The sequence below is a fragment of the Pseudarthrobacter enclensis genome, from assembly GCF_030811655.1.
In the GTDB taxonomy this organism is placed as follows: Bacteria; Actinomycetota; Actinomycetes; order Actinomycetales; family Micrococcaceae; genus Arthrobacter; species Arthrobacter enclensis_A.
On sequence record NZ_JAUSRE010000024.1, the window covers coordinates 56,060 to 79,706 of the forward strand.

Sequence of the window (23,647 nt, forward strand, 5' to 3'; positions counted from 1 at the left end):
ATGTCGGCACCGTGGAATAGGGTTGGGACATGTTCAAGCAGAGGGTAGTGTTCGTGCACGGCGCCGGAGCCTTTGGCGCCGCCGCATGGCCCCGCCAGCACGGCATGGCATTGGCCTACGACGCCCTGTTCCTCCGGCGGCATGGCTATGACGCCGTCGCGGAGCCCCTGGAGTCCTCCTTTGCCGCAGATACCGCCATCGTCCTGGGGTCGCTGGCCGACGATGGCCGCGGTGCCGCCGGGGGACATGTGGTGGCACACTCCCAGGGCGCGATCCCGGCCATGATGGCCGCGGTGGAACGTCCGGACCTGGTCTTCTCGTTGACGCTGGTTGAGCCGGCCTGCCTGTCGCTGACTGCGGAACTGCCGGCCACGTCAGCGCACATCAGCCTGATGCAGCCCCTCTTCGACGTCCGCCACCAGCTCAGCGATGACGACTTCCAGCGCGAATTCGTCCGCCGGATCTACGCCACCGACCTCCAGCAGCCAGCCACCGCTGAGGAAAAACGCTCCGCCCGCAGGCTTCGGCTCCAGGCGCCGTCCTGGGAGGCCCCGCTGCACATTGTTCCCGGCGTGCCCACCCTCGTCCTGACCGGTGGCTGGGAGCCGTTGTACGAGGAAATTGCCGGTTACCTGCGGGAGACCGGCGCCCTGCACCGCGTTGCCGCGGGAGGGCACCGGCCCCATGACTCCCCGGATGGGGACCGGACCATCCGGCAGTTCATCAGCCAGGTCAGCCGGAGCCAGCCGGCCCGGGCGTCCTAGCTGTCCGCGGGAACCCGCAGCTCCGGCAGGTACACCTTGCCGCCGGCCGCCAGGAATTCCTGGCTCTTCTCCCGCATGCCGGAGGCCATTTCCGCCAGGGCGGCCTGCGAGTCGGCCGACCCGTATTCGTCCCGGATGTCCTGGCTGATCCGCATGGAGCAGAACTTCGGCCCGCACATGGAGCAGAAATGCGCGGTCTTGGCGGGTTCTGCGGGAAGGGTTTCGTCGTGGAAGGCCTCCGCCGTCACCGGATCCAGAGACAGGGCGAACTGGTCACGCCACCGGAATTCGAACCGCGCCTTGGACAGGGCATCATCACGTTCGTGCGCCCCCGGGTGCCCCTTGGCGAGGTCTGCGGCGTGGGCGGCGATCTTATAGGTGATGACGCCTGTCTTGACGTCGTCCTTGTTGGGCAGGCCCAGGTGTTCCTTGGGGGTGACGTAGCAGAGCATCGCGGTGCCGTAACGGGCGATCTCGGTGGCGCCGATTGCCGAGGTGATGTGGTCGTAGCCGGGGGCGACGTCGGTCACCAGCGGGCCCAGGGTGTAGAAGGGCGCACCCTTGCACAGCTCCTGCTGGCGCTCCACGTTTTCCCGTACCAGGTGGAAGGGAACGTGGCCGGGGCCTTCCACCATCACCTGTACGTCATACTCCCACGCGCGCTGAGTGAGCTCGGCAAGCGTGTCCAGCTCGGCGAACTGGGCGGCGTCGTTGGCGTCCGCCGTGGAACCGGGGCGCAGGCCGTCCCCGAGGGAGAAGGCGACGTCGTACTTGGCGAAGATTTCGCACAGTTCGTCGAAGTGCGTGTACAGGAAGTTTTCCTGGTGGTGGGCCAGGCACCAGCCCGCCATGATCGATCCGCCCCGGGAGACGATGCCCGTCACCCGGTTTGCCGTGAGCGGGACGTACCGGAGAAGTACGCCGGCGTGGATGGTCATGTAGTCCACGCCTTGCTCGCACTGTTCAATGACGGTGTCGCGGAAGATCTCCCAGGTCAGCGCGTTGGCTTCGCCGTTCACCTTTTCCAGGGCCTGGTAGATCGGCACGGTGCCGATCGGCACGGGGGAGTTGCGGATGATCCACTCGCGGGTCGTGTGGATGTCGTCGCCCGTGGACAGGTCCATGACGGTGTCGGCGCCCCACTGGGTGGCCCACTGCAGCTTGTCCACTTCCTCCGCGATGGAGCTGGTCACGGCGGAGTTGCCGATGTTGGCGTTGATCTTCACCAGGAAGGCCTTGCCGATGATCATCGGCTCGGATTCAGGGTGGTTGATGTTGTTGGGGATAATGGCGCGGCCTGCGGCCACCTCGCTCCTGACCAGTTCAACGTCGCAGTTTTCGCGCAGCGCCACAAAGCGCATCTCCTGCGTGATGATGCCCTGCCGGGCATAGTGCATCTGCGTCACTGTCCTGCCGTCGACGGCGCGGCGGGGCTCCGGCTGTCCGCCCTTCCACTCCGCGGAGGCGGCACCGCGGCGCACGGCGGAGCGGCCGTCGTCGAGCAGGTTGCGCTCCCGGCCGCTGTAGGGCTCGGTGTCCCCCCGCGCCGCGATCCACTCCGAGCGGAAGGGCTGCAGGCCGCGCACGGGGTCGCTTCCGGGCCCCGCGGTCCGGTAGGTCCGGAACGGCGGGTTTTCCTGGCCGTTGGGTGACGGCTCCAGGGCAATTTCCGTCACCGGCACCCGGATTCCCGCCTTTTCGTCCTCGACGTAGGCGAGTGAATGGGACTTCAGTGACTGGGTTACGGGCTGTTCCGATGCGTCCCCGGGATCGCCCGCGGACTGCAGGAGGTCAGGGTTCAGCTGGGTGTTTTGTGTACTCAAGGGAATACTCACTTCCTTCGCCGGCATTATCCGGACAGGTTCAACGGTCGCAGGCTGCAACAGCCCGATCTCAGCCCCTGCAAGGGCACCCGTGTGGTCAGGAACGAAGCTACCACAGGCTCCTGGACGAGGCTTGTCACAATTGCGGTGCTAGCCTGACCGGGCATCGAAAGGAGCCCCATGGCAGACATCATCCACTTCCGCGGGCCCGTCCTGGCCGCCGCGGACCAGGTACGGCACGGGCTGTGGTCCGTGGACGGAAGGCTCACCTTCAGCAAGCCCGCAACCCATCCGGGCAGGGTGCTCGACGGATGGGTGCTGCCGGGCTTCGTGGACGCGCACTGCCATATCGGGCTGGGGGCCGCCGGCCCGGTGGATCCGCCTGTTGCCAGGGAACAGGCACTGGCCGACCTCACCGCCGGAACCCTGCTGGTCCGTGACGCGGGGTCCCCTGCCGATACCCGCTGGATGCAGGGCGGAACGGAGTTCCCGGTGCTGGTCCGCGCCGGGCGGCACATCGCCCGTACCCGCCGCTATCTGCGGGGCTTCGCGGAGGAGGTGGAGCCTGAGGGCCTCGTGGAGGCCGTGCGCAAGCAGGCACGCGACGGCGACGGCTGGGTCAAGCTGGTGGGGGACTGGATCGACCGCAGCGCCGGCGACCTGGCGCCTTCCTTTCCTGCCGCCGTCGTACGTGATGCCGTCCAGGCGGCCCACGACGAAGGTGCCCGGGTGACCGCCCACTGCTTTGCCGAAGACACCCTGGACCAGATGCTGGACGCAGGGATCGACTGCATCGAGCACGCCACCGGACTCCTGCCGCGGCACCTGCCCCGGTTCGCCGAACAGGGCGTACCGATCGTTCCCACGCTGATCAACATTGCCACCTTCCCGGACATTGCGGCGCAGGCCGACGCCAAGTTCCCCCGCTATGCGGCCCACATGCGGGCCTTGTGGGAACGGAGGCTGGAGCGGGTGGCGGAGGCCCATGCCGCCGGCGTGCGTATTTTTGCCGGCACGGATGCGGGCAGCGTGATCCGGCACGGCCGGATTGCCGACGAGATCCTTGCCCTGCACGGCGCCGGCCTCCCCATGGCTGCAGCCCTTGACGCGGCCTGCTGGGCAGCGCGCGCCTGGCTGGGGGCGGACGGCCTGGGGGAAGGGGCGCGCGCCGACGTCGTGGTGTGCCGGGAAGATCCACGGGCGGTGCCCGGGACGATCAAGGCCCTGGAACACGTGGTGCTGGGCGGACGCATCATCCGCTGACCCACGGCGCTGCGGGGACTTGGAATAAATTGAAGCTTCAAGTAATTTTAATGGGTGACAGGCCGCCAATGGGACGGCCTCCAACGCAAGGAGCCTTCACGTGACTAGAGCATCCAGCACCCGGGATCTTCTTCCCGCCGACCTCGCCATGGGCACGGTGATGCTCAAGGTGGGCGACATGAAGGTTATGACCGACTACTACCAGCGGGCGCTTGGCCTTGAGGTGGTGGCCGAGCAGGACGGCGGCCTCTATTTCGGCAGGCTCGGCCGGCCGCTGGTCCACCTGGCGCCCGCGCCCGGGCTGCACCTTCCCGGCAGGGGGGAGGCGGGCCTGTTCCATACCGCCCTGCTGTTCGAGGACCAGGCGTCCCTTGCCGCCACCGTCGCAACGGCCGCGCAGTACGAGCCCCGGTCCTTCACCGGGAGTGCCGACCACCTGGTGAGCGAGGCCTTCTACTTCACCGATCCCGAAGGAAACGGCATTGAGTTGTACTGGGACCGGCCGCGCAGCAACTGGTCCTGGAACGGGACTGACGTGGTCATGGACAGCCTGGCCCTGCCGCCCCAGCGCTACCTTGAGCAGCACCTGACCGAGCAGTCCCTGGAAGGCCAGCGGCAAACATCCGCTGGCGTGGGCCACGTGCACCTCCAGGTGGGCGACGTCCAGACCGCCCGGGACTTCTACGTGGGAACACTGGGCTTCGAGAAGACGGCGGGCTGGCACGGGCAGGCGCTGTTCGTTTCCGCGGGCCGCTACCACCACCACATGGCCATGAACGTCTGGAACAGCCGCGGCGCCGGCCCCCGCAAGGACACCCTTGGGCTGGGTGAGGTGCTCATCGAAGTTCCCTCGGGTGACGACGTCGGCGCACTGGCTGACCGGCTCAAGGTCGCCGGGGTGCCCTCGCACCACACGGGAGCCGAGCTCCGCTTCGAAGACCCGTGGCGCAACCGGATCCGGGTGGCCGTCCACTGAGCCACCGCGCTGCCGGCGGCGTCCGGCCCCAGGACCGTTGCGTGCGCCGGCAGCTTCGCAGCTACTAGGCTGATCCCGTACGGACGGGCAGCACGCAGTGCCCGGCACGCAGTTCCGCCAACGGAAGAAGGGCACACGCCATGGGCTTCACCGAAATTTTTGTTGCCACCCATGACGCCGCGCTGAAACGCGCCGGCATCCTCGACGAAGGACGCGCCTCCGCGGAAAGCGCCCCCGCCGGCCAGGCTGTGCGCATCCAGGGAATCAGTGACTTCGAGGTGGAGCAGCTCGGCGACCTTGCCGGCACTGCCGTTCACGCCGCCGGGGCCGATTATGAGTTGACCATGGTGGACGTGGCCAGCGATTCCCTCCTTGCCGTGCCGCCGGCGATGGTGCGCGCCCTCGCGGACCTGCTCTCCTACGAGACCGAAGGCGAAGGCAACGTCCTGGATGACGTCGCCGTCCACTGGGCCGCCCAGGAAGACATGCCGTTCGGTGCCGGACAGGCCAGGACCTACGTGCAGCAACTGGCGCAGCTTGCGGCCGGAATCAATGATTCGGAGCGGACGGGACTGTACGTCTGGTCGGCCTGAAGCGCCGGACGCCCCCAAAGTCGAAATAACGCCACTCGTCTGGCACAATAGACAGGTACTCGATCTGCGCGGCCCCTCTCTCCGCGTCCGGATCCTGTCCTTCGAACCCGCAAGTACGGCCCGCCCCACGGGTGCAGAAAGCCGGGTTCACCCCTTTTTCTGAAACAGGAGTGACCACAAAAGTGGCCGTAAAGATTCGCCTTAAGCGCTTCGGCAAGATGCGCGCCCCGTACTACCGCATCGTCGTTGCGGACTCACGCACCAAGCGTGATGGCCGTGCCATCGAGGAAATCGGCAAGTACCACCCCACCGAAGAGCCCTCATTCATCGAGGTCAACTCCGAGCGTGCACAGTACTGGCTGTCCGTCGGCGCCCAGCCGTCCGAGCAGGTCGCCGCGATCCTGAAGATCACCGGTGACTGGCAGAAGTTCAAGGGCCTGCCGGGCCAGGAAGGCACCCTCAAGACCAAGGTCGAGAAGGAAGCCTTCGTTGCACCGGAGAAGGGCTCCGTCATCATCCCGGAAGCCATCACCAAGAAGGCATCCAAGTCTGACGCTGCCGAGGCCCCGGCCGACGCCGAAGCTGAGACCACCGAGGCTGAGTAGATTGCTGGCAGAAGCGCTGGAGCACCTGGTCCGGGGAATCGTTGATTCCCCGGATGACGTCAAGGTCAGTTCCAAGAGCAACCGCCGCGGGGACACCCTCGAGGTGCGCGTTCACCAGGACGACCTGGGACGGGTGATCGGCCGCCAGGGCCGCACGGCGCGCGCATTGCGCACCGTGGTGGCGGCACTGGCCGGCGGCGAACCGGTGAGGGTCGACGTCGTCGACACCGACCGCCGCCGCTGAGCGCTCGGCAACACTTAGTTCTGCTCCGGCCCCTCCACCACCTGGTGGAGGGGCCGGACTGCTTTGATCAACACAGTGCTTCACCACAAACCACCACAACCCGGAACAGAGGAACAGATGCAGCTTCAGGTGGCACGGATTGGCAAGCCGCACGGCATTCGCGGGGAAGTCACGGTCCAGGTGCTGACCGACGCCCCGGAGGACAGGTTTGTCCCCGGCACGGAGTTCGTGGTTGAACCTGCCGCGTCCGGACCCCTGACCGTCAGCAGTGCCCGCTGGAACAAGGACATCCTGCTGCTGGGCTTCGAGGAAGTGGCGGACCGCAACAGGGCCGAGACCCTCCGCGGTGCCAAGCTCTTCATCGAAACCGAAGAACTCGACGAGGACGACGACGAGGGCTGGTACGAGCACGAACTCGTCGGACTGGAGGCCCGGGTCGGCTCGCAGGTGGTGGGCAAGGTAACGGCGCTGAACACGATGCCGGTCCAGGATCTGCTCATGGTCACAACCCCCGGCGGCGAGGAAATCCTCATCCCCTTCGTGGAGCAGATCGTGCCCGAGGTCAACATCGAGGACGGCTTCATCCTCCTCACCCCGCCGGACGGACTCTTCGAACTCAACTCCGACGACGCAGGCGCCCCGGAAGAGGAAGGCACGGACTAGATGCGGATCGACGTCGTCAGCATCTTTCCCGAATACCTTGCCCCTCTGGAGCTTTCGCTGATCGGCAAGGCACGCCAGGACGGAATCCTGGACCTGCACGTCCACGACCTGCGCGGCTTCACCACGGACAAGCACCGTTCCGTGGATGACACCCCGTACGGCGGCGGCGCCGGCATGGTCATGAAGCCCGAACCCTGGGCCCAGGCACTCACCGCCGTGGCCGAAGGACGCCCGGACCCGCAGCGCAAACCCGTGCTGATCGTTCCGTCACCGGCAGGGGAGCGGTTCACCCAGGCCCTTGCCTACGAACTGGCAGAGGAGCAGCACCTCGCGTTCGCCTGCGGGCGGTACGAGGGCATCGATGAACGCGTCATCGAATGGGCCCAGGAACACTTCACCGTCCGTCCCGTAAGCCTGGGAGACTATGTTCTCAACGGCGGGGAAGTGGCCGTCCTGGCCATGGTGGAGGCCATTGGACGCCTGCTTCCCGGCGTGGTGGGCAACCCCGAGTCCCTGGTCGAGGAGTCCCACTCCGACGGCCTCCTGGAGTACCCCGTTTACACCAAGCCCTCCGTGTGGCGGGACCGCGAGGTGCCGCCGGTGCTCCTCAGCGGCAACCACGGCAGGATTGCGCAGTGGCGCCGGCACGAACAGTACCGCCGGACTGCGGAGCGCCGCCCGGACCTCCTGCAGGGGTTCGACGCCGGCAGCCTGCCCCGCGCCGACCGCACAGAATTGCACAATCTGGGGTACGACGTCGTGGACGGCCGCCTGGTACACCGCGCGGAAGCAGGCACCGCGCAACGGGATTAGTGCCGCGGAATTGGCGTAACCCTGCTGCTGTGGCAAAATTAACGCTTGTGTGTCTGCTGGGTCCGCACCTGCCACAGGGGGTAGCGCGGCCAACAGCCGGACAACCGGCCCCATCAAACCATGAAGCGGCCGGACCACTTTACTTCGGCGGTAATACCCGGCCTGCTCTCCAGCAGCCGGGCTTGCCTGCCGTGACCCAAAGTGAATGACCTGTGGCGTTCACCAGGAGTGCAATCATGCATATTCTCGATTCCGTCGATGCAGCTTCGCTGCGCAACGATGTTCCCGAATTCCGCGCGGGTGACACCCTCAAGGTGCACGTGAACATCATCGAAGGCAAGAACACCCGTGTCCAGGTCTTCCAGGGCTTCGTCCTTGGCCGCCAGGGCGATGGCGTGCGCGAGACCTTCACCGTCCGCAAGGTTTCCTTCGGTGTCGGAGTGGAGCGTACCTTCCCGGTGCACTCCCCGATCATCGAAAAGATCGAGGTTGTCACCAAGGGTGACGTCCGCCGCGCCAAGCTCTACTACATGCGCGCACTGCGCGGTAAGGCTGCGAAGATCAAGGAAAAGCGCGACTTCAGCTCCGCCAAGTAATTCCTGCCCGGACTTACTGCCAGGCCGGAGCGCGGCCGTAGCCGGCAAGCGCCGGAGCAATGCACCAGCGCCAGGATACGGACCATGCACCAGACAAAACGCCAGCCCCGCAAAACGGGCTGGCGTTTTGTCTTTCTGGCCCTGGTCCTCGCCGTAGCCATCAGCGGACTGGTCCGGTCATTGTGGCTTGACGTCTACTTCATCCCGTCGGAGTCCATGGAGCCGCTCCTGGAAGGCGGGGACCGCATCCTGGTATCGAGGACGGACTTCCAGTCCGAACCCATCCGACATGGGGATGTTGTGGTTTTTGACGGCCGCGGCAGCTTTGCCCCGCTTAACAGCGGCAAGGGCCCAGTGGTGGACGGCGCAGCCTCCGCCCTGCAGTGGCTCGGGCTCACCGGCAGCGACACAACCTACGTCAAACGGGTTATCGGCCTTCCCGGCGATACAGTGGCCTGCTGCGACTCCGGCGGGAAGGTGACGGTCAACGGGTCAGCCCTGGACGAGCCGTACATCTTCCCCGGCGACGCGCCCAGCACCCAGAAGTTCAGCACCGTTGTGCCGGACGGCAGGCTATGGCTGATGGGCGACCACCGCTCGGTGTCCGCCGATTCCCGCAGCCTGCTCGGCGCACCCGGCGGTGGGCTGGTACCGGTGGACCGGGTGATCGGCAGGCCGGTCCAGATCCTCTGGCCGCTTGATAGATTTGCTCCAGTAGCACGGCCGCCCGCAGCGGGGCCACCAACACAGAACGGACGGTAAATGCCCGAGAACAACGCGGGGAACCCTGAACCCCGCCACGACGGCGCTTCCGAGAGGCCGGCCGTTCCAGCTTCGTCCGCGTCCGATGCGGACGTGCAGGAAGCCGCGCCCGCCAAGCGGCGCAGACGGACAGCGGCCAAGGCGCCAGGCAATCCCTTGCTGGGATGGCTGAGGGAGATCGCCACCGTCGTGGTTATTGCCGTGGTGCTGTCCTTCCTCATCAAGACATTCCTGTTCCGCGCCTTCTTCATTCCCTCGGAATCCATGGTCAACACGTTGGACGTGGATGACCGGATCTTCGTCAACCTCCTGGTGCCGGAGCCCTTTGCGCTCAGCCGGGGAGACGTTGTGGTGTTCCGCGACACCAAGGGCTGGCTGCCTCCGGCACCCGCCAAGACGCAGGGGCCGTTCACCTGGGTCCAGGACGGGCTGACGTTCGTTGGGCTCCTGCCGGACAACTCGGAGCAGCATCTGGTGAAGCGGGTCATCGGGCTGCCCGGCGACCATGTGGTCTGCTGCGACGCCGGCGGTAAACTGACCATCAACGGGACCGCCATCGACGAGACGTACATCAACCCCGCTGAAGTTCCGCAGGTCCGCAACTTTGACGTCACCGTCCCGGAAGGCAAGGTGTGGGTTATGGGTGACAACCGGAACCACTCGGCCGATTCCCGCGCGCACATGGAGACGGACGGCGGATTCATCGACCTCAAGGACCTCGAAGGCAAGGCTGCCGTTATCGCATGGCCCCTGAACAGGATCAAGACCCTGGACAACTACCCGGACGTGTTCAAGAACGTCCCTGCGGCCCGCTGACCATGTCCACCGCTGTACAGGCGTCTCCCGCGGCGAAGGCTCGCGCCGGCTCCAAGCCGGTGCCGCGTGGTGGCAAGGCGCCCACCCTGCGGCATGAGCGCACTTTCAAGGCCCAGGGCGTACGGTTCCTCGCCGGCGTGGATGAAGTAGGCCGCGGCGCCCTGGCCGGACCTGTCAGCGTGGGAATCGCCGTCGTTGACCTGGAACGGCAAAAGCCGCTGGCCGGCGTGCGTGACAGCAAACTCCTCACCCCGGGAGAACGGCAACGGCTGGATCCGCTGGTTCGGCGGTGGAGCGTCGCCTCGGCCGTGGGACACGCCACCGCCGGGGAGATCGATTCACTCGGTATTATTGCCGCGCTGCGCCTGGCGGGTACCAGGGCCTGGGGCAGCATCCTTGCTGCGGGAGTCACCCCCGACGCCGTGCTGCTCGACGGAAGCCACAACTGGCTTTCGCCCGCCGAGCAACTGTCCCTGTTCGACCAGCCCGTGTTGGAGACCGCGTGCGAAGCCCCGGTCCACACCAAGGTCAAGGCGGACATGCAGTGCCTGAGCGTGGCGGCGGCAAGTGTCATCGCCAAGGTGGAACGGGACACGATGATGCGGGAACTTCACCTTGAGTATCCCGATTACGGGTGGGACATCAACAAGGGATACGCCACGGCGGCCCACCGCACCGTCCTCCGTGCTGCCGGCCCCACGCCCCACCACCGCGTCAGCTGGCGGCTGCTCGGCGGGGAGCTGCAGGGCGTCGAAGCAGCAGGTGACGACGAGGCGTGCGAAGACTGACTCCCGCCGGTCGGCGCAAGCCGTGCCGCACATGGTGCAAGATGGAAGCATGAGTGCTGAAGATCTTGAGAACTATGAAACCGACATGGAGCTTCAGCTCTATCGTGAGTACCGCGATGTGGTCGGCCTTTTCAGCTATGTTGTCGAGACCGAGCGGCGCTTCTACCTCGCCAACCATGTGGACCTCCAGGCCCGCAGCGCCGATGGCGAGGTCTACTTCGACCTGACCCTCCAGGATGCCTGGGTTTGGGACGTCTACCGGTCGGCACGGTTTGTTAAGAGCGTTCGGGTGCTGACCTTCAAGGACGTCAACGTCGAGGAACTGCCCCGCAACGAGGAACTGGCCCTGCCCAAGGACGTGGACCTGGGCAACTAGGAGTTCCCACTTCCCCTCCACACCGGGCCCTGTCCACATATGGCAGGGCCTTCCTGTCCTCCGTACCCTGCTGCCGCCAGGCTGGAGGCGGAGGTAGAAATGAAACGCAAAGACCTGTTGGGCAGGCACGGCGAGGACCTCGCCGCAGGCTATCTTGAAGCGCTCGGCATGCTGGTCGTGGAGCGCAATTGGCGGTGCGCCGAGGGCGAGATCGACATTGTGGCCCTGGACGGCGACGCGCTGGTCATAGCCGAAGTCAAAACCCGCCGTTCCCTCGACTACGGCCACCCTTTCGAAGCCGTGGGGCCGGACAAACTGGCAAGGCTGCACCGCCTGGGCGGCGCGTGGTGCCGGGACCGGGAGCTGAGGATGCCGCTGCGGCGGGTGGACGTCATTGCCGTCGTGGACGACGGCGGCGGCGAACCCGTGGTGGAGCACCTCAAGGGGGTGGGATGATGCCGCTTGGCCGCACCTACTCCATTGCCCTTGTGGGGCTGAACGGCTACATGGTCGAGGTCGAAGCGGACATCGGCCAGACACTCCCGGCCTTCATCATCCTGGGCCTGCCGGATGCATCCCTGAACGAGGCAAAGGAGCGGATCCGCTCGGCTGCAAAGAACTCCGGCATCCCCCTCAGCCGCAGGAAGATCACCGCCAACCTGATCCCGGCGTCGCTGCCCAAGCGGGGGTCCGGGTTCGACCTCGCTGTCACCATGGCCGTGCTCCGGGCCGCGAATGACATCAAGCCCACGGGGCGCACCGTTTTCATCGCCGAGTTGGGACTCGACGGCAGGCTGCGGCCTGTGCGGGGCATCCTGCCTGCGGTCATGGCGGCGGTGCAGGCAGGTTACCCGGAGATCGTGGTGGCGCAGGCCAATTTTGCCGAGGCATCACTTGTTCCGGGTGCCAGCGTCCGCGGATACCGCACGCTTGCCAGGCTCGCCCTCGACTTCGGCGCTGACCCCCAGGAGCTTGCCCTGGACTTCGAACCTGACGATGCCGATAACGGAGGGGACGGGCCGCCACTGCCCGGCCCGTGCCCGGACATGGCGGACGTTTCCGGCCAGGGCGATGCACGGCGGGCCCTGGAAGTGGCAGCCGCAGGCGCGCACCACCTGCTTCTCACCGGACCACCGGGTGCCGGCAAGACGATGCTGGCGGAACGGCTGCCCGGGCTGTTACCGGATCTTGGTGACCATGAATCCATGGAGGTCACGGCCATCCACTCGCTGTGCGGCCTGCCGTCCTCCTCGGTGCAGCTCCTGCGAAGGCCGCCCTTTGAAAACCCCCATCATTCAGCCACCGCCGCGGCCATCATTGGCGGCGGTTCGGGCCTGCCGCGTCCCGGCGCGGCATCCCGTGCACACCGCGGCGTCCTCTTCCTGGACGAGGCACCCGAATATGAACGGCGTGTCCTGGATGCGCTGCGGCAGCCACTGGAGAGCGGAGAGCTGGTGATCCATCGCTCAGCCGGGACGGCCGCCTACCCGGCCCGGTTCCAGCTGGTGCTTGCTGCCAACCCCTGCCCCTGCGGGAAGGCGTCGGGCAAGGGGCTCGACTGCGCCTGTACGCCGATGATGCGCCGCCGTTACCTTGCCAGGATGTCCGGACCCCTGCTGGACAGGGTGGACATCCAGCTGCAGGTGGAACGGGTATCCCTGGCCGAGTTCGGACAGGCAGGAGCGGAAGAAGGCAGCGCAACGGTGGCACGCCGGGTATTGGACGCCCGCGCCAGGCAAGCCCGACGCCTCCAGCGCTTCGGCCTGGAGACCAACTCGCAGGTACCGGGACGTGTCCTGCGCGGGGACCTGCGGCTTCCGTCGGGGGCGACCCGGATCCTGGACCAGTCACTGGAGCGTGGCGTGCTGACCGCGCGAGGCTACGACCGCGTCCTTCGGCTCGCATGGACCCTCGCTGACCTTGGGCACCGGGATAAACCGGATACAAACGACATCGGACAGGCCCTGGGCCTGCGCCAGGCTGCGGCGGCAATGGCATGACCAACCCAGCGGAATGCAATGAAGCGAAGGACGTGGCTGTGGAGAAGGAACTTGGCAACGACACCGAACGGCTGGCCCGGGCTGCCCTTTCACGATTGATGGAACCACAGGACGCTGCCGGTCTCGCCCTGGTGCAGGCTGCCGGGGCAACGGACGCCCTGCGCATCGCCACCGGAGAGGTAGCTGCGGGGCGTGGCCTGGAACACGAAATCACCACACTGCTCGCAGACAACGCAGCGGGGAGCAGCTGGGCCGGACTGGCCGCCGCACTCAGGCGGTGGCAACCGAGGCTCCCGGACCTGGCACCCGAACGGGACCTTGCCACCATGGCCCGGTTGGGCGGACGGCTCATCATTCCCGGTGACGAACTGTGGCCCGCCCAGCTTGCAGACCTCGGAATCCAGGAACCCATCTGTCTTTGGTGGCGCGGCCACGAGCAGCCACTGCCGTCGGTTGATAAATGCATCGCCCTGGTGGGATCCAGGGACAGCACCAGCTATGGCGCGGCAGTCACGGGCGATCTTGCGTACTCCCTTGCGCAGCGGGGCTTTACCGTTGTGTCGGGCGGGGCCTATGGGATCGATGCCCATGCGCACCGTGCAGCCCTTGCTGGCGGATCCTCGGCTGTCCCCACCATCGCCGTCATGGCCGGGGGAGTGGACCGGTTCTATCCGTCGGGAAATGACGACCTGCTTCGCACCGTGGCCAATCAGGGCGCAGTACTGGCTGAGGTACCACCTGGGTCCGCGCCAACCCGCTACCGTTTCCTGCAACGGAACCGCCTCATTGCGGCGCTCGCCGCCGTCACGGTGGTGGTGGAGGCGCGATGGCGCTCAGGGGCCCTCAACACGGCCCACCACGCCGAGACCCTGGGCCGGACCGTCGGCGCGGTCCCCGGTTCAGTGCACAGCGCCAACTCCGCCGGCTGCCACCGGCTCCTTCGGGATGGGGGAGCAGTCTGTGTTACTGACGCTGCGGAAGTGGCCGAGCTGGCCTCACCCAGCGGAACAGCGCTGCCTGAGCAGCACGCGGTGCAGGCTTCGGTGCAGGATGGGCTCACCCTGGAAGACCTGATCCTGCTGGACGCGCTGCCGTTGAGGTCCACCACTTCGGTGGAGAAGCTTTCCGCCGTGGCCGGCCTCGGACAGGAGTCGGTCCGGGCAGGGCTGGGGCGGCTGGGACTGCTGGGACTTGCCGTGTCGGAGCGCGGAGGCTGGAAACGCGGCAGGGCATGACCGTGTCCACCGCCGCTGCAGGCCACGCAACTGGGACAGTAGAGGAGTGGAAAATGAAACACTGCCTGCGGAACTCGGCAAGGCCCTCGACGCGTTCGCCAGGTACCTGTCAGGGGAGCGGGCGGTGTCGGCACATACCAAGCGGGCCTACCTGGGCGATCTGCGCAGCTTCCTTGCCCATGCGGCATCGGAAGGGGCAGCGGGACTGAAGGACCTTGAACTCGGGTCTTTCCGGCGCTGGCTCGGCAGCCAAAGCGCCGGCGGGGCGTCACGGTCCACCGTTGCGCGCCGGTCCGCCACGGCGCGAACATTCACTGCGTGGGCGGTCCGGGAGGAACTTATCGACGCAGACCCCGCACTGCGGCTGAAGGCACCGAAACGCGAGGGATCACTGCCCGGGGTCCTGCAGTCGTCCCAGCTCACGCGGATTCTGGAAGGACTGGAAATGGCAGCCGTGGAGGGCGAACCCCTGGCTGTGCGGAACCGTGCCATGGTGGAACTGCTCTATGCCACAGGCACCCGGGTGGGCGAACTCACGGCGCTCGACATCGATGATTTGGACCCCGACCGCCGGACGTTGCGGGTCATCGGCAAGGGAAACAAGGAACGGACAGTCCCGTACGGAGTACCCGCTGCCCTGGCTATTGATGACTGGCTCCGGCGCGGACGGCCGGCCCTGGTGAAGGACAACAGCGGAGCCGCCCTGTTCCTCGGAGCCCGAGGGGGACGCGTCGACCAGCGCCAGGTGCGTGCCTTGGTCGATGCCCTTTTCGAAGCACTTGGCGATACATCGGCGTCCGGGCCACACGCGCTGCGCCACTCGGCCGCCACCCATCTTCTCGACGGCGGCGCAGACCTTCGCGCTGTGCAGGAAATCCTGGGCCACAGCAGCCTGGCCACCACCCAGATCTACACGCATGTCTCGGTTGACCGCCTGCGGAAGAGCTACCAGCAGGCCCATCCAAGAGCCTGACGACTGTGGCTAATCGCACTGGCGTAATTCCACGGGGTACGGCACAATAAGAGTCACGTCCGGCAACTTTCAAGTGCCGCTTGAAGCTCAAGGGTTTCGCGCGGCGGAGCAAGTCCGGACACAGCTTAATCTGATACATCTGAATACAGCAGGGAACTACCGCCGCAGTGCAGGCACTGGCAGTCCCATCCAGGCAGAGGTCGTTGGGGAAGACGTACCTAGAGCTATGGAGGATGGAATGTCTGTTGCAATGACCCGCGGTGTGCTGTTCGTTCACTCGGCCCCTACGGCGCTGTGCCCCCACGTGGAGTGGGCGGTCGGTGCGGTGGTGGACAAGCGGACGGACCTTGAGTGGACCCCGCAGCCTGCCGCGCCCGGAATGTTCCGGGCCGAACTTTCCTGGACCGGGGCCCCCGGTACGGGATCGAAACTTGCGTCATCCCTTCGCGGCTGGGCGCACCTTCGTTATGAGGTGACGGAGGAACCCAGTCAGGGCGTGGACGGCGGCCGTTGGTCGCATACCCCCGAACTGGGGATTTTTCATGCCGTCACGGATGTGCACGGCAACATCATGGTGTCCGAGGACCGTATCCGTTACGCCTACGAGTCAGGATCCGGCGACCCCTCCGCTGTCTACCATGAGCTGTCCCTCGCCCTGGGCGAAGCATGGGACGAGGAACTGGAACCGTTCCGCCACGCTGCCGAGGGCGCTCCCGTGCGCTGGCTCCACCAGGTGGGCTGACCGCCGTCGCCCGTTTCCACAACGGGACCCAGCCCAGCACTACCTTCCATAGCAAAGAGGAGGCCCCGCCAGCCGGCGGGGCCTCCTCCTGTGCCCGGGCAGTTGCCCCGGGATGGTGCCTAGACGCTGCGAATGGCCACGACGGCGTTGTGGCCGCCAAAACCGAACGAGTTGCTGAGGGCAACGATGCTCCCGGCCGGCAGGTCACGGGCGGAGGTGACCACGTCGAGCGGGATTTCCGGGTCCTGGTTCTCCAGGTTGATGGTGACCGGCGCCTTGCGTTCGTGAACGGCCAGCACCGTTAGGACAGCCTCCACCGCGCCGGAAGCGCCCAGGAGGTGGCCCATCTGCGACTTGGTGGCGGAAACGGCCACGTTGTCCACATGGTTGCCCAGCGCCGCGCGAAGGGCCGTGTACTCCGGCTTGTCGCCAACCGGGGTAGAGGTGGCATGGGCGTTGACGTGCACCACGTCTTCGGCCTGGATACGGCCGTCGAACATGGCTGCCTTCAGCGCGCGGGTAGCGCCGAGGCCTTCGGGATCCGGTGCGGTGATGTGGTAAGCGTCGGCCGTGACGGACGTACCCGCCAGCTCGGCATAAATGCGTGCTCCACGGGCCAGGGCGTGCTCCTCGGCCTCCAGGACCAGGGCACCGGCACCTTCACCCATGACGAAGCCATCACGGTCGATGTCGTAGGGGCGGGAGGCGCGCTCGGGTTCGTCATTCCTGCGGGACAACGCCTGCATGGAAGCGAATGCGGCCAGGGGCATGGGGTGGATTGCTGCTTCAGCGCCACCGCACATCACCACGTCCGCTTTGCCGGAACGAATGAGTTCGAGGCCGAGGTGCATGGCCTCGGTGCCGGAAGCGCAGGCGGAGACAGGAGTGTGGGCGCCGGCACGGGCACCGAGGTCCAGGCTGACGGCCGCGGCCACGCCGTTGGGCATCAGCATGGGAACCGTCATGGGCAGGACCCGGCGCGGGCCCTTCTCCTTGAGGGTGTCCCAGGCATCCAGCAGCGTCCAGACCCCGCCAATGCCGGTGGCGAAGGCAACAGCCAAACGGTCCTGGTCAAATTCGGTGATGCCGGAGTCGGCCCAGGCCTCGCGGGCTGCAATGACGCCAAACTGGGTGGAGGGGTCCATCCGCTTTGCTTCCACGCGGCTGAGGACGTCCAGTGCCGGGGTGCTGCAGCGGGCAGCGAAGTGGACGGGGAGCTCGTATTTGGCTACCCAGTCGTCCTCCAGGGTGCGGGCACCGGAGACCCCCTTGAGGGCGTTGTTCCACATGGTGGGTACATCGCCGCCGATGGGCGTGGTGGCACCCAGACCGGTAATGACTACTTTGCGCGTCATGGGATCACTCTTTCGTCGGTGGGGAATCCGCCTGCGCCAACCGCAGGGTCCCGCACATTTGATGATCGGCCAGTCCCGGTCGGGGGCACTGTGCCGGTTAGATGCGGCGGGCTGCCGGTCCGGTCAGTCCGGACCAGCAGCCCCGCCAAGCCGTGAGACGGCGAAAAGGCCCAGACTAAGCCTGTGCTCCGGCGATGAAGCTGACGGCGTCGCCAACGGTCTTGAGGTTCTTGACCTCTTCGTCCGGGATGCGTACGCCGAACTTTTCCTCGGCGTTGACCACGATGGTCATCATGGAGATGGAGTCGATGTCCAGGTCCTCGGTGAAGGACTTGTCCAGCTCGACAGCTTCGGGGGCCAGGCCGGTTTCCTCGTTGACGATTTCAGCCAGGCCGGCCAGGATCTCTTCGTTGCTAGCCATTGATGGCTCCTTTTCTTGTATTGCCGGCAGGGGCTGCCGGAAACGGTCCGGGCCGCGGGATGCGGACCCTTGGGCGTACTTAGGGAAGGACTATTACCTGCGCACCGAACACCAGCCCGGCCCCAAAGCCGATCTGCAGGGCCAGCCCGCCGCTCAGCGCGGGATTTTCCTGCAGGAGCCGGTGCGTTGCCAGCGGGATCGAGGCAGCGGATGTATTGCCGGCGTCGGCAATGTCCCGTGCCACTGTAACCGCCTCGGGCAGCTTCAGCTTCTTCACCATCTCGTCGATGATGCGCATGTTCGCCTGGTGGGGGATGAACGCCACCAGGTCTTCGGCCTCGATGCCGGCGGCGTCAAGTGCCTGCTGCGCAACCTTGGCCATCTCCCACACGGCCCACCGGAAGACCGTCTGGCCGTCCTGGCGGAGCGTGGGATAGAGCTCCTGGGCCTCCTCGAGGAGGGCGAGGTCGCCCGTGGAGTCGGACTGGCGCGCCGCCAGCCCCAGGTCCCGGACGTCCAGCAGGGAACGGGTCATGCCGATCGCATTCCACTTGCTGCCGTCAGAACCCCATACGGACGGGGCGATGCCCGGGGTGTCCGACGGGCCCACGACGACGGCGCCGGCACCGTCACCGAGCAGGAAGGAAATGGTGCGTTCCCGGTTGTCGATGACGTCGGAAAGCTTCTCCGCACCAACCACCAGGACGTACTTGGCGGCACCGGACCGCACCAGCGCGTCAGCCTGGGCAATGCCGTAGCAGTAGCCGGCGCACGCAGCGGAGATATCGAAGGCCGGAGCCGGCGTGGCGCCCAGCCGGTCAGCCAGGCTGGCTGCGGCGGAGGGGGTGGCGTACGGGTGGGTCACCGTGGATACGATGACGGCGCCAAGCTCGGAGGCCTCGATGCCGGCCTTCTCCATTGCTTCGCGGGCGGCACCTTCAGCCATGTCAATGACGCTGATGCCGGCAGCGGCGCGGTGGCGGGTCACGATGCCGGTGCGCTGGCGGATCCACTCGTCCGAGGAGTCAATCCACTGGCACACGTCCTCATTGGTGACGATGACGTCCGGCCGGTAAGCGCCGAGGCCGACGATCCGGGTGTGCTCCTGGATGGGAGCCTGTTTCAGCGTGGGCACGCTCATGCGTTGCCCTCCAGTTCAGCAAACAGCGCCAGGGCGGCGGAGAGGTCATCGGGGGTCTTCACGGCAACGGTCTTGACGCCGGGCATCCCGCGCTTGGCCAGCCCGGCAAGCGTGCCGGCGGGGGCGAGTTCGATGACTCCGGTGACACCGCGCTTCACCATGGTTTCCATGCACAGGTCCCAGCGCACTGGGCGGGATACCTGGGCGATCAGGCTTTCGACGGCGGCACCTCCGTCGGTGACTTCACCGCCGTCGTAATTCGACAGCAGGGGCACCTTGGGCGCCACCGGGTTCAGCTGCGGCTCCAGCGCCTTCAGCGCGTCGACGGCCGGAGCCATGTGGCTGGTGTGGAATGCGCCGGCCACCTTGAGGGGGATGACGCGCGCCTTGGCGGGCGGGTTCGCTGCCAGGGTCTTCAGCTGGTCAAAGGTTCCTGCGGCGACCGTCTGGCCGGCTCCGTTGACGTTGGCCGGCGCGGCGCCGGATGCCTCAATCGCTGCGAGCACCTCTGCGGGGTCACCGCCGACGACGGCGCTCATGCCCGTGGGGGTGACTGCGGCTGCGGCGGCCATGCTGTTGGCCCGTTCCCGGACGAAGATCATGGCTTCCTGCTCCGTCAGGACACCGGCGAGGGCAGCTGCGGTGATCTCACCCACCGAGTGGCCGGCGAGGATCACCGGGAGGGAGTTAAGCTCCACGTCGAAGAGGGACGCGGCGGTGACCAGCCCCGCGGCGACAATCAGGGGCTGCGCCACGGCAGTGTCCTTGATGGTTTCCTCGTCGGAGGTTGTCCCGTGGGCTATCAGGTCAATGCCTGCGATGTCACTCAGGGAGGCCAGCTGGCCTGCCACCGAGGGAAGTTCCAGCCAGGGGGCCAGAAAACCCGGGGTCTGCGAGCCCTGTCCAGGGCAGACTATTGCAAGCACGTAACCAGCTTTCCAAATTACTGTGAGATCCAGCGGTGTTTCTCTGCACCAAGCTCACGGGGTCAGGTTGTAGGAAGTCTACAAGGTGTCACGCCTGGTTTCGGGACGCCTGCCGCTCCGTGGCGGCCTTCGGCGGGGCCGAAAGGCGGCCCACCACCAGTGCCGCCTGCAGTACGAAAGCTTCGCGCGGCAGCAGCGGGTCCCAGCCCGTGACATCGCAAACCCGCTTCAACCGGTAGCGCACGGTGTTGGCGTGGACGAAGAGTTCGCGGGCGGTGGCTTCCAGGGAATGGCCCAGCTCCAGGTAGGTGCCCAGTGTTTCCACCAGGCCATTGGATGCCGCCAGGAGCGGGCGGTAGATGTTCTTGACCAGGGAGCGGCGGGCAGCGTCATCGCCTGAGATCACCCGCTCCGGCAGCAGGTCATCGGCGGCCACCGGCCGGGGCGCCGAGGGCCACGCCCGGGCGGCGGTCAGGCCGGCAAACGCTGATTGCGCCGAACCGCTGGCCTCCAGCAGCGAGCTGGCTTCAGGACCGTATACGACAGGCCCGGGCGCAAACATCTCGCTCAGCTTGACGTATGCGGATTCGCGGTCCTGCACGCCGCCAAGAATCAGGATCAGCCGGTCGCCCTGGATTCCCACCAGCGCGTCCTCGGCGTAGCGGCCGGCCATCCGGCGCAGTTCGCTGACGTAGCTGGCGCTGGGCTCGGAGGGCGAGTTGCCCACCATGACCGTGAAGCGCTCCTGCGCCTTCCAGCCCAGGGCGGCGATGCGGGAGCGCAGTGCGTCGGTGTTTTCGCCACGCAGGATGGCATCCACGATCAGGGCTTCCAGCCGGGTGTCCCAGGAGCCGCGGGACTCGGCGGCACGGGCGTAGACGTCGGCGGCGGCGAATGCGACTTCCCGCGAATAGCGCAGCACTGCCTCGCGAAGGGAAGGCTGGTCGGCTTCGGGAGCTATGACCGGCACCTGGTCCTCGACAACCTCCACCACGATCCTGATCAGCTGCAATGCCTTCTGCAGGCTGATGGACCGGGTCAGTTCGGTGGGGGCTGTTCCGAAAACGTCAGTAAGGATCCACGACGGCGAGCTGGGCCGTTCATACCAGGTGACGAAAGCCGCGATCCCGTTCTGCGCCACCATGCCCAGAGCGGAGCGCTCATCCGCGCTGAGCCGGCTGTACCAGGGCAGCGACTGCTCAAGCTTGCGCATCGTGGAGGTGGAGAGTTGGCCGACGTTGGCGCGGAGCTGCTTGAGGGTCTCGGACTTCTCCGGCGTGACCTTCGGCGGGGAGGGGTTCCGCTTCGAGGACGGGCTGGTTGGTGCTGGCATTCTTTGAGCATACGGCCACGGCCACGCAAGCTCCATTTGTGCGAAGGCTACAATCCGCTTTGTCGCGGATCACAGTTCGTCCGGTCGCCAGGCTGCCCTGCCCTTACAGAACGACGGCGGCCCCCACCTTGCAGGTGAGGGCCGCCGTCGTTCTTGGCGCCGTTCGCAGAAGGGGCTGAGGCTAGGCCTCGCCGCCCGCGTTGCCGGTGGTGCCGGCGTTGACGTTCAGGAGCTTGTACTTCTCAATCGCCTTGACCGGGGCGTCCACATCCACCTCGCCGCGCCGCGCAAGCATTTCCAAGGCACGGACCACGATGGAGTGGGTGTCGTTTTTGAAGTAGCGGCGGGCTGCTGCGCGGGTGTCGGAGAAGCCGAAGCCGTCGGCGCCGAGGGTGGCGAATTCGTTGGGGACGAATTGCCGGATTTGGTCCGGGACGGCTTTCATGTAGTCGGTGACGGCGACGATGGGGCCGGTGGCGCCTTCGAGTTGCTGGGTGACGAAGGGGACGCGGGCGGGCTGGCCGGGGTTGAGGAAGGCTTCCTCTTCGGCGGCGAGGCCGTCGCGGCGCAGTTCGTTCCAGGAGGTCACGGACCAGACGTCGGCGGAGACGTTCCAGTCATCGGCCAGGATGCGCTGGGCTTCGAGGGCCCAGGGCACGGAGACGCCGGAGGCGAGGATCTGGGTGCGGGGACCGTCGATCTTTGCCGGGGCGAGCAGGTAGATGCCCTTGATGACGCCGTCGACGTCGAGGTTTTCCGGTTCTGCGGGCTGGATGATGGGTTCGTTGTACACGGTGAGGTAGTACATGACGTTTTTGTCCGTGGACTTTTCCCCGTACATGCGTTCGAGGCCGGCGCGGACGATGTGTCCGATTTCGTAGCCGTAGGCGGGGTCGTAGGTGAGGACGGCGGGGTTGGTGGAGGCGAGCAGGGGGGAGTGTCCGTCGGCGTGCTGGAGGCCTTCGCCGGTGAGGGTGGTCCGTCCTGCGGTGGCGCCGATGATGAAGCCGCGGGTCATTTGGTCCGCGGCGGCCCAGAAGGCGTCGCCGGTGCGCTGGAAGCCGAACATGGAGTAGAAGACGTACACCGGGACCAGGGGGATGCCGTGGGTGGCGTAGGAGGTTCCGGCGGCGGTGAAGGCTGCCACGGCGCCGGCTTCGTTGATACCGGGGTGGATCAGCTGGCCGGCGGGGGATTCCTTGTAGGCCAGGACCAGGTCACGGTCCACCGACAGGTAGTTCTGGCCCTTGGGGTTGTAGATCTTCGCCGTCGGGAAGAACGCATCCATGCCGAAGGTACGTGCTTCGTCAGGGATGATCGGGGCGATGTGCTTGCCGAAGTTCTTATCCCGCATCAGGTCCTTGAGGAGCCTGACGAACGCCATGGTGGTGGCGGCCATCTGCTTGCCCGAGCCGCGCTTGGCTACCTCGTAGGACTTGGCCTCGGGCAGCACGATCTCGGCGTGGGTGTTCCGGCGTTCCGGGACGGACCCGCCCAAAGCGGCGCGTCGCTCCATCATGTACTTGATTTCCGGTGCGTCGTTACCCGGGTGGTAATACGGCGGCCGGTAGGCGTCCTTTTCAAGCTGCTCATCGGTGACCGGGATCCGCAGGTGGTCGCGGAACTTCTTCAGGTCATCAAGGGTGAGTTTCTTCATTTGGTGGGTGGCGTTGCGGCCCTCGAAGTGGGGGCCGAGGCCGTAGCCCTTGACGGTGTGGGCGAGGATGACGGTGGGTTTGCCCTTGAATTCGGTGGCGGCCTTGTACGCGGCGTAGACCTTGCGGTAGTCGTGGCCGCCGCGTTTGAGGTTCCAGATCTGGTCGTCGGTGAGGTCCGCGACGAGGTCCTTGGTCTGCGGGGTCTTGCCGAAGAAGTGCTCGCGGACGAACCCGCCGGATTCGGCCTTGTAGGTCTGGTAGTCCCCGTCGACGGTTTCGTTCATGATTTTCACCAGGGACCCGTCGGTGTCGCGGGTAAGCAGGTCATCCCATTCCCGGCCCCAGACGACCTTGATCACGTTCCAGCCCGCGCCGCGGAAGAACGCTTCGAGTTCCTGCATGATCTTGCCGTTGCCGCGCACCGGCCCGTCCAGGCGCTGGAGGTTGCAGTTGATCACGAAGTTCAGGTTGTCCAGGTTCTCGTTCGCGGCGAGCTGGAGCAGGCCCCGGGACTCGGGTTCGTCCATTTCGCCGTCGCCCAGGAACGCCCAGACCTGCTGGTCGGAGGTGTCTTTCAGGCCCCGGTTGTGCAGGTAGCGGTTGTTCTGCGCCTGGTAGATCGCGTTCATCGGCCCGATGCCCATGGACACGGTGGGGAATTCCCAGAAGTGCGGCATCAGGCGCGGGTGCGGGTAGGAGGACAGGGCGTGGCCCTCGCGGGACTTTTCCTGCCGGAACCCGTCCAGGTCCTCCTCGGACAGGCGCCCTTCCATGAACGCCC

Annotated in this window: 25 protein-coding genes and 1 riboswitch; of the genes, 18 read left to right on the forward strand and 7 right to left on the reverse strand. The window is 66.4% G+C overall.

Going from position 1 to position 23,647, the window contains the following annotated elements; translation table 11 throughout:
• Window positions 1–29 precede the first annotated feature (29 nt).
• Window positions 30–764: an alpha/beta hydrolase gene (locus J2X98_RS18835; RefSeq protein ID WP_307311218.1), complete on the forward strand. Its 735-nt coding sequence runs from the start codon at window positions 30–32 to the stop codon at window positions 762–764.
• Here J2X98_RS18835 and thiC read toward each other — a convergent pair.
• Complete coding sequence (gene thiC, locus J2X98_RS18840; RefSeq protein WP_307311221.1) at window positions 761–2,587, reverse strand: phosphomethylpyrimidine synthase ThiC; 1,827 nt, start codon at window positions 2,585–2,587, stop codon at window positions 761–763. The genes J2X98_RS18835 and thiC overlap by 4 nt on opposite strands.
• Window positions 2,583–2,690, reverse strand: a riboswitch (TPP riboswitch). Its footprint overlaps the gene before it by 5 nt.
• A 77-nt stretch (window positions 2,691–2,767) precedes the next feature.
• Between thiC and J2X98_RS18845 the strand changes: the two genes are divergently transcribed.
• From J2X98_RS18845 to J2X98_RS18925, 17 genes are all read left to right on the forward strand, one after another.
• Complete coding sequence (locus tag J2X98_RS18845) at window positions 2,768–3,850, forward strand: amidohydrolase family protein (protein WP_307311225.1); 1,083 nt, start codon at window positions 2,768–2,770, stop codon at window positions 3,848–3,850.
• 148 nt (window positions 3,851–3,998) lie between these two features.
• Window positions 3,999–4,826, forward strand: a complete 828-nt coding sequence (locus J2X98_RS18850) for a VOC family protein (protein WP_373460926.1) — start codon at window positions 3,999–4,001, stop codon at window positions 4,824–4,826.
• Between the two features lie 140 nt (window positions 4,827–4,966).
• Window positions 4,967–5,419 (forward strand): hypothetical protein, encoded by a 453-nt coding sequence (locus J2X98_RS18855; protein ID WP_307311231.1) that lies wholly within the window; start codon window positions 4,967–4,969, stop codon window positions 5,417–5,419.
• Between the two features lie 182 nt (window positions 5,420–5,601).
• The gene (rpsP, locus tag J2X98_RS18860; protein WP_043453174.1) at window positions 5,602–6,024 is read left to right on the forward strand and encodes a 30S ribosomal protein S16; all 423 of its coding nucleotides are present in this window, start codon (window positions 5,602–5,604) and stop codon (window positions 6,022–6,024) included.
• Between the two features lies 1 nt (window position 6,025).
• A complete protein-coding gene (locus J2X98_RS18865) occupies window positions 6,026–6,268 on the forward strand; it encodes an RNA-binding protein (protein WP_013601399.1) in 243 nt (80 codons plus the stop codon).
• Window positions 6,269–6,385: 117 nt separating this feature from the next.
• Window positions 6,386–6,931 carry a ribosome maturation factor RimM gene (gene rimM, locus J2X98_RS18870; protein WP_174237517.1) on the forward strand — a complete coding sequence of 182 codons (546 nt, stop codon included), beginning with the start codon at window positions 6,386–6,388 and terminating at the stop codon, window positions 6,929–6,931.
• Window positions 6,932–7,744, forward strand: a complete 813-nt coding sequence (gene trmD, locus J2X98_RS18875) for a tRNA (guanosine(37)-N1)-methyltransferase TrmD (protein WP_307311239.1) — start codon at window positions 6,932–6,934, stop codon at window positions 7,742–7,744.
• 236 nt (window positions 7,745–7,980) lie between these two features.
• Window positions 7,981–8,340 (forward strand): 50S ribosomal protein L19, encoded by a 360-nt coding sequence (gene rplS, locus J2X98_RS18880; protein ID WP_018768283.1) that lies wholly within the window; start codon window positions 7,981–7,983, stop codon window positions 8,338–8,340.
• An 84-nt stretch (window positions 8,341–8,424) separates the two neighbouring features.
• A complete protein-coding gene (gene lepB, locus J2X98_RS18885) occupies window positions 8,425–9,102 on the forward strand; it encodes a signal peptidase I (RefSeq protein ID WP_141941891.1) in 678 nt (225 codons plus the stop codon).
• On the forward strand, window positions 9,103–9,918 hold the full coding sequence (lepB, locus tag J2X98_RS18890) for a signal peptidase I (protein ID WP_307311244.1): 816 nt from the start codon (window positions 9,103–9,105) through the stop codon (window positions 9,916–9,918). It begins immediately after the preceding gene.
• A gap of 2 nt (window positions 9,919–9,920) precedes the next feature.
• Window positions 9,921–10,706 (forward strand): ribonuclease HII, encoded by a 786-nt coding sequence (locus J2X98_RS18895; RefSeq protein WP_307311247.1) that lies wholly within the window; start codon window positions 9,921–9,923, stop codon window positions 10,704–10,706.
• 49 nt (window positions 10,707–10,755) lie between these two features.
• Entirely contained in the window at window positions 10,756–11,082 is a 327-nt protein-coding gene (locus J2X98_RS18900; protein ID WP_056335405.1) for a DUF2469 domain-containing protein, read from the forward strand.
• Window positions 11,083–11,181: 99 nt separating this feature from the next.
• Complete coding sequence (locus J2X98_RS18905) at window positions 11,182–11,538, forward strand: YraN family protein (protein ID WP_141941885.1); 357 nt, start codon at window positions 11,182–11,184, stop codon at window positions 11,536–11,538.
• Complete coding sequence (locus J2X98_RS18910; protein ID WP_307311269.1) at window positions 11,538–13,082, forward strand: YifB family Mg chelatase-like AAA ATPase; 1,545 nt, start codon at window positions 11,538–11,540, stop codon at window positions 13,080–13,082. Before J2X98_RS18905 ends, J2X98_RS18910 begins: the two co-directional genes overlap by 1 nt.
• A 98-nt stretch (window positions 13,083–13,180) precedes the next feature.
• The gene (gene dprA, locus J2X98_RS18915; RefSeq protein ID WP_307311272.1) at window positions 13,181–14,317 is read left to right on the forward strand and encodes a DNA-processing protein DprA; all 1,137 of its coding nucleotides are present in this window, start codon (window positions 13,181–13,183) and stop codon (window positions 14,315–14,317) included.
• 46 nt (window positions 14,318–14,363) lie between these two features.
• Window positions 14,364–15,290 carry a tyrosine recombinase XerC gene (locus J2X98_RS18920; protein ID WP_307311252.1) on the forward strand — a complete coding sequence of 309 codons (927 nt, stop codon included), beginning with the start codon at window positions 14,364–14,366 and terminating at the stop codon, window positions 15,288–15,290.
• 238 nt (window positions 15,291–15,528) lie between these two features.
• The gene (locus J2X98_RS18925) at window positions 15,529–16,032 is read left to right on the forward strand and encodes a DUF3145 domain-containing protein (RefSeq protein WP_141941879.1); all 504 of its coding nucleotides are present in this window, start codon (window positions 15,529–15,531) and stop codon (window positions 16,030–16,032) included.
• 119 nt (window positions 16,033–16,151) lie between these two features.
• On the opposite strand, the gene fabF is transcribed toward J2X98_RS18925, so the two are convergent.
• The 6 genes from fabF to aceE form a co-directional block, all read right to left on the reverse strand.
• Window positions 16,152–17,387, reverse strand: coding sequence for a beta-ketoacyl-ACP synthase II (fabF, locus tag J2X98_RS18930; RefSeq protein WP_141941877.1), 1,236 nt, complete (start codon window positions 17,385–17,387; stop codon window positions 16,152–16,154).
• Between the two features lie 175 nt (window positions 17,388–17,562).
• A complete protein-coding gene (locus J2X98_RS18935; RefSeq protein WP_009359314.1) occupies window positions 17,563–17,808 on the reverse strand; it encodes an acyl carrier protein in 246 nt (81 codons plus the stop codon).
• Window positions 17,809–17,887: 79 nt separating this feature from the next.
• Entirely contained in the window at window positions 17,888–18,949 is a 1,062-nt protein-coding gene (locus J2X98_RS18940; RefSeq protein ID WP_141941875.1) for a beta-ketoacyl-ACP synthase III, read from the reverse strand.
• Window positions 18,946–19,875, reverse strand: coding sequence for an ACP S-malonyltransferase (locus tag J2X98_RS18945; protein WP_307311258.1), 930 nt, complete (start codon window positions 19,873–19,875; stop codon window positions 18,946–18,948). Before J2X98_RS18945 ends, J2X98_RS18940 begins: the two co-directional genes overlap by 4 nt.
• 88 nt (window positions 19,876–19,963) lie before the next feature.
• On the reverse strand, window positions 19,964–21,208 hold the full coding sequence (locus tag J2X98_RS18950; RefSeq protein WP_307311261.1) for a PucR family transcriptional regulator: 1,245 nt from the start codon (window positions 21,206–21,208) through the stop codon (window positions 19,964–19,966).
• A gap of 181 nt (window positions 21,209–21,389) precedes the next feature.
• Window positions 21,390–23,647, reverse strand: a 2,258-nt coding sequence (aceE, locus tag J2X98_RS18955) for a pyruvate dehydrogenase (acetyl-transferring), homodimeric type (RefSeq protein WP_307311264.1), incomplete at its 5' end; no start/stop codon positions are given.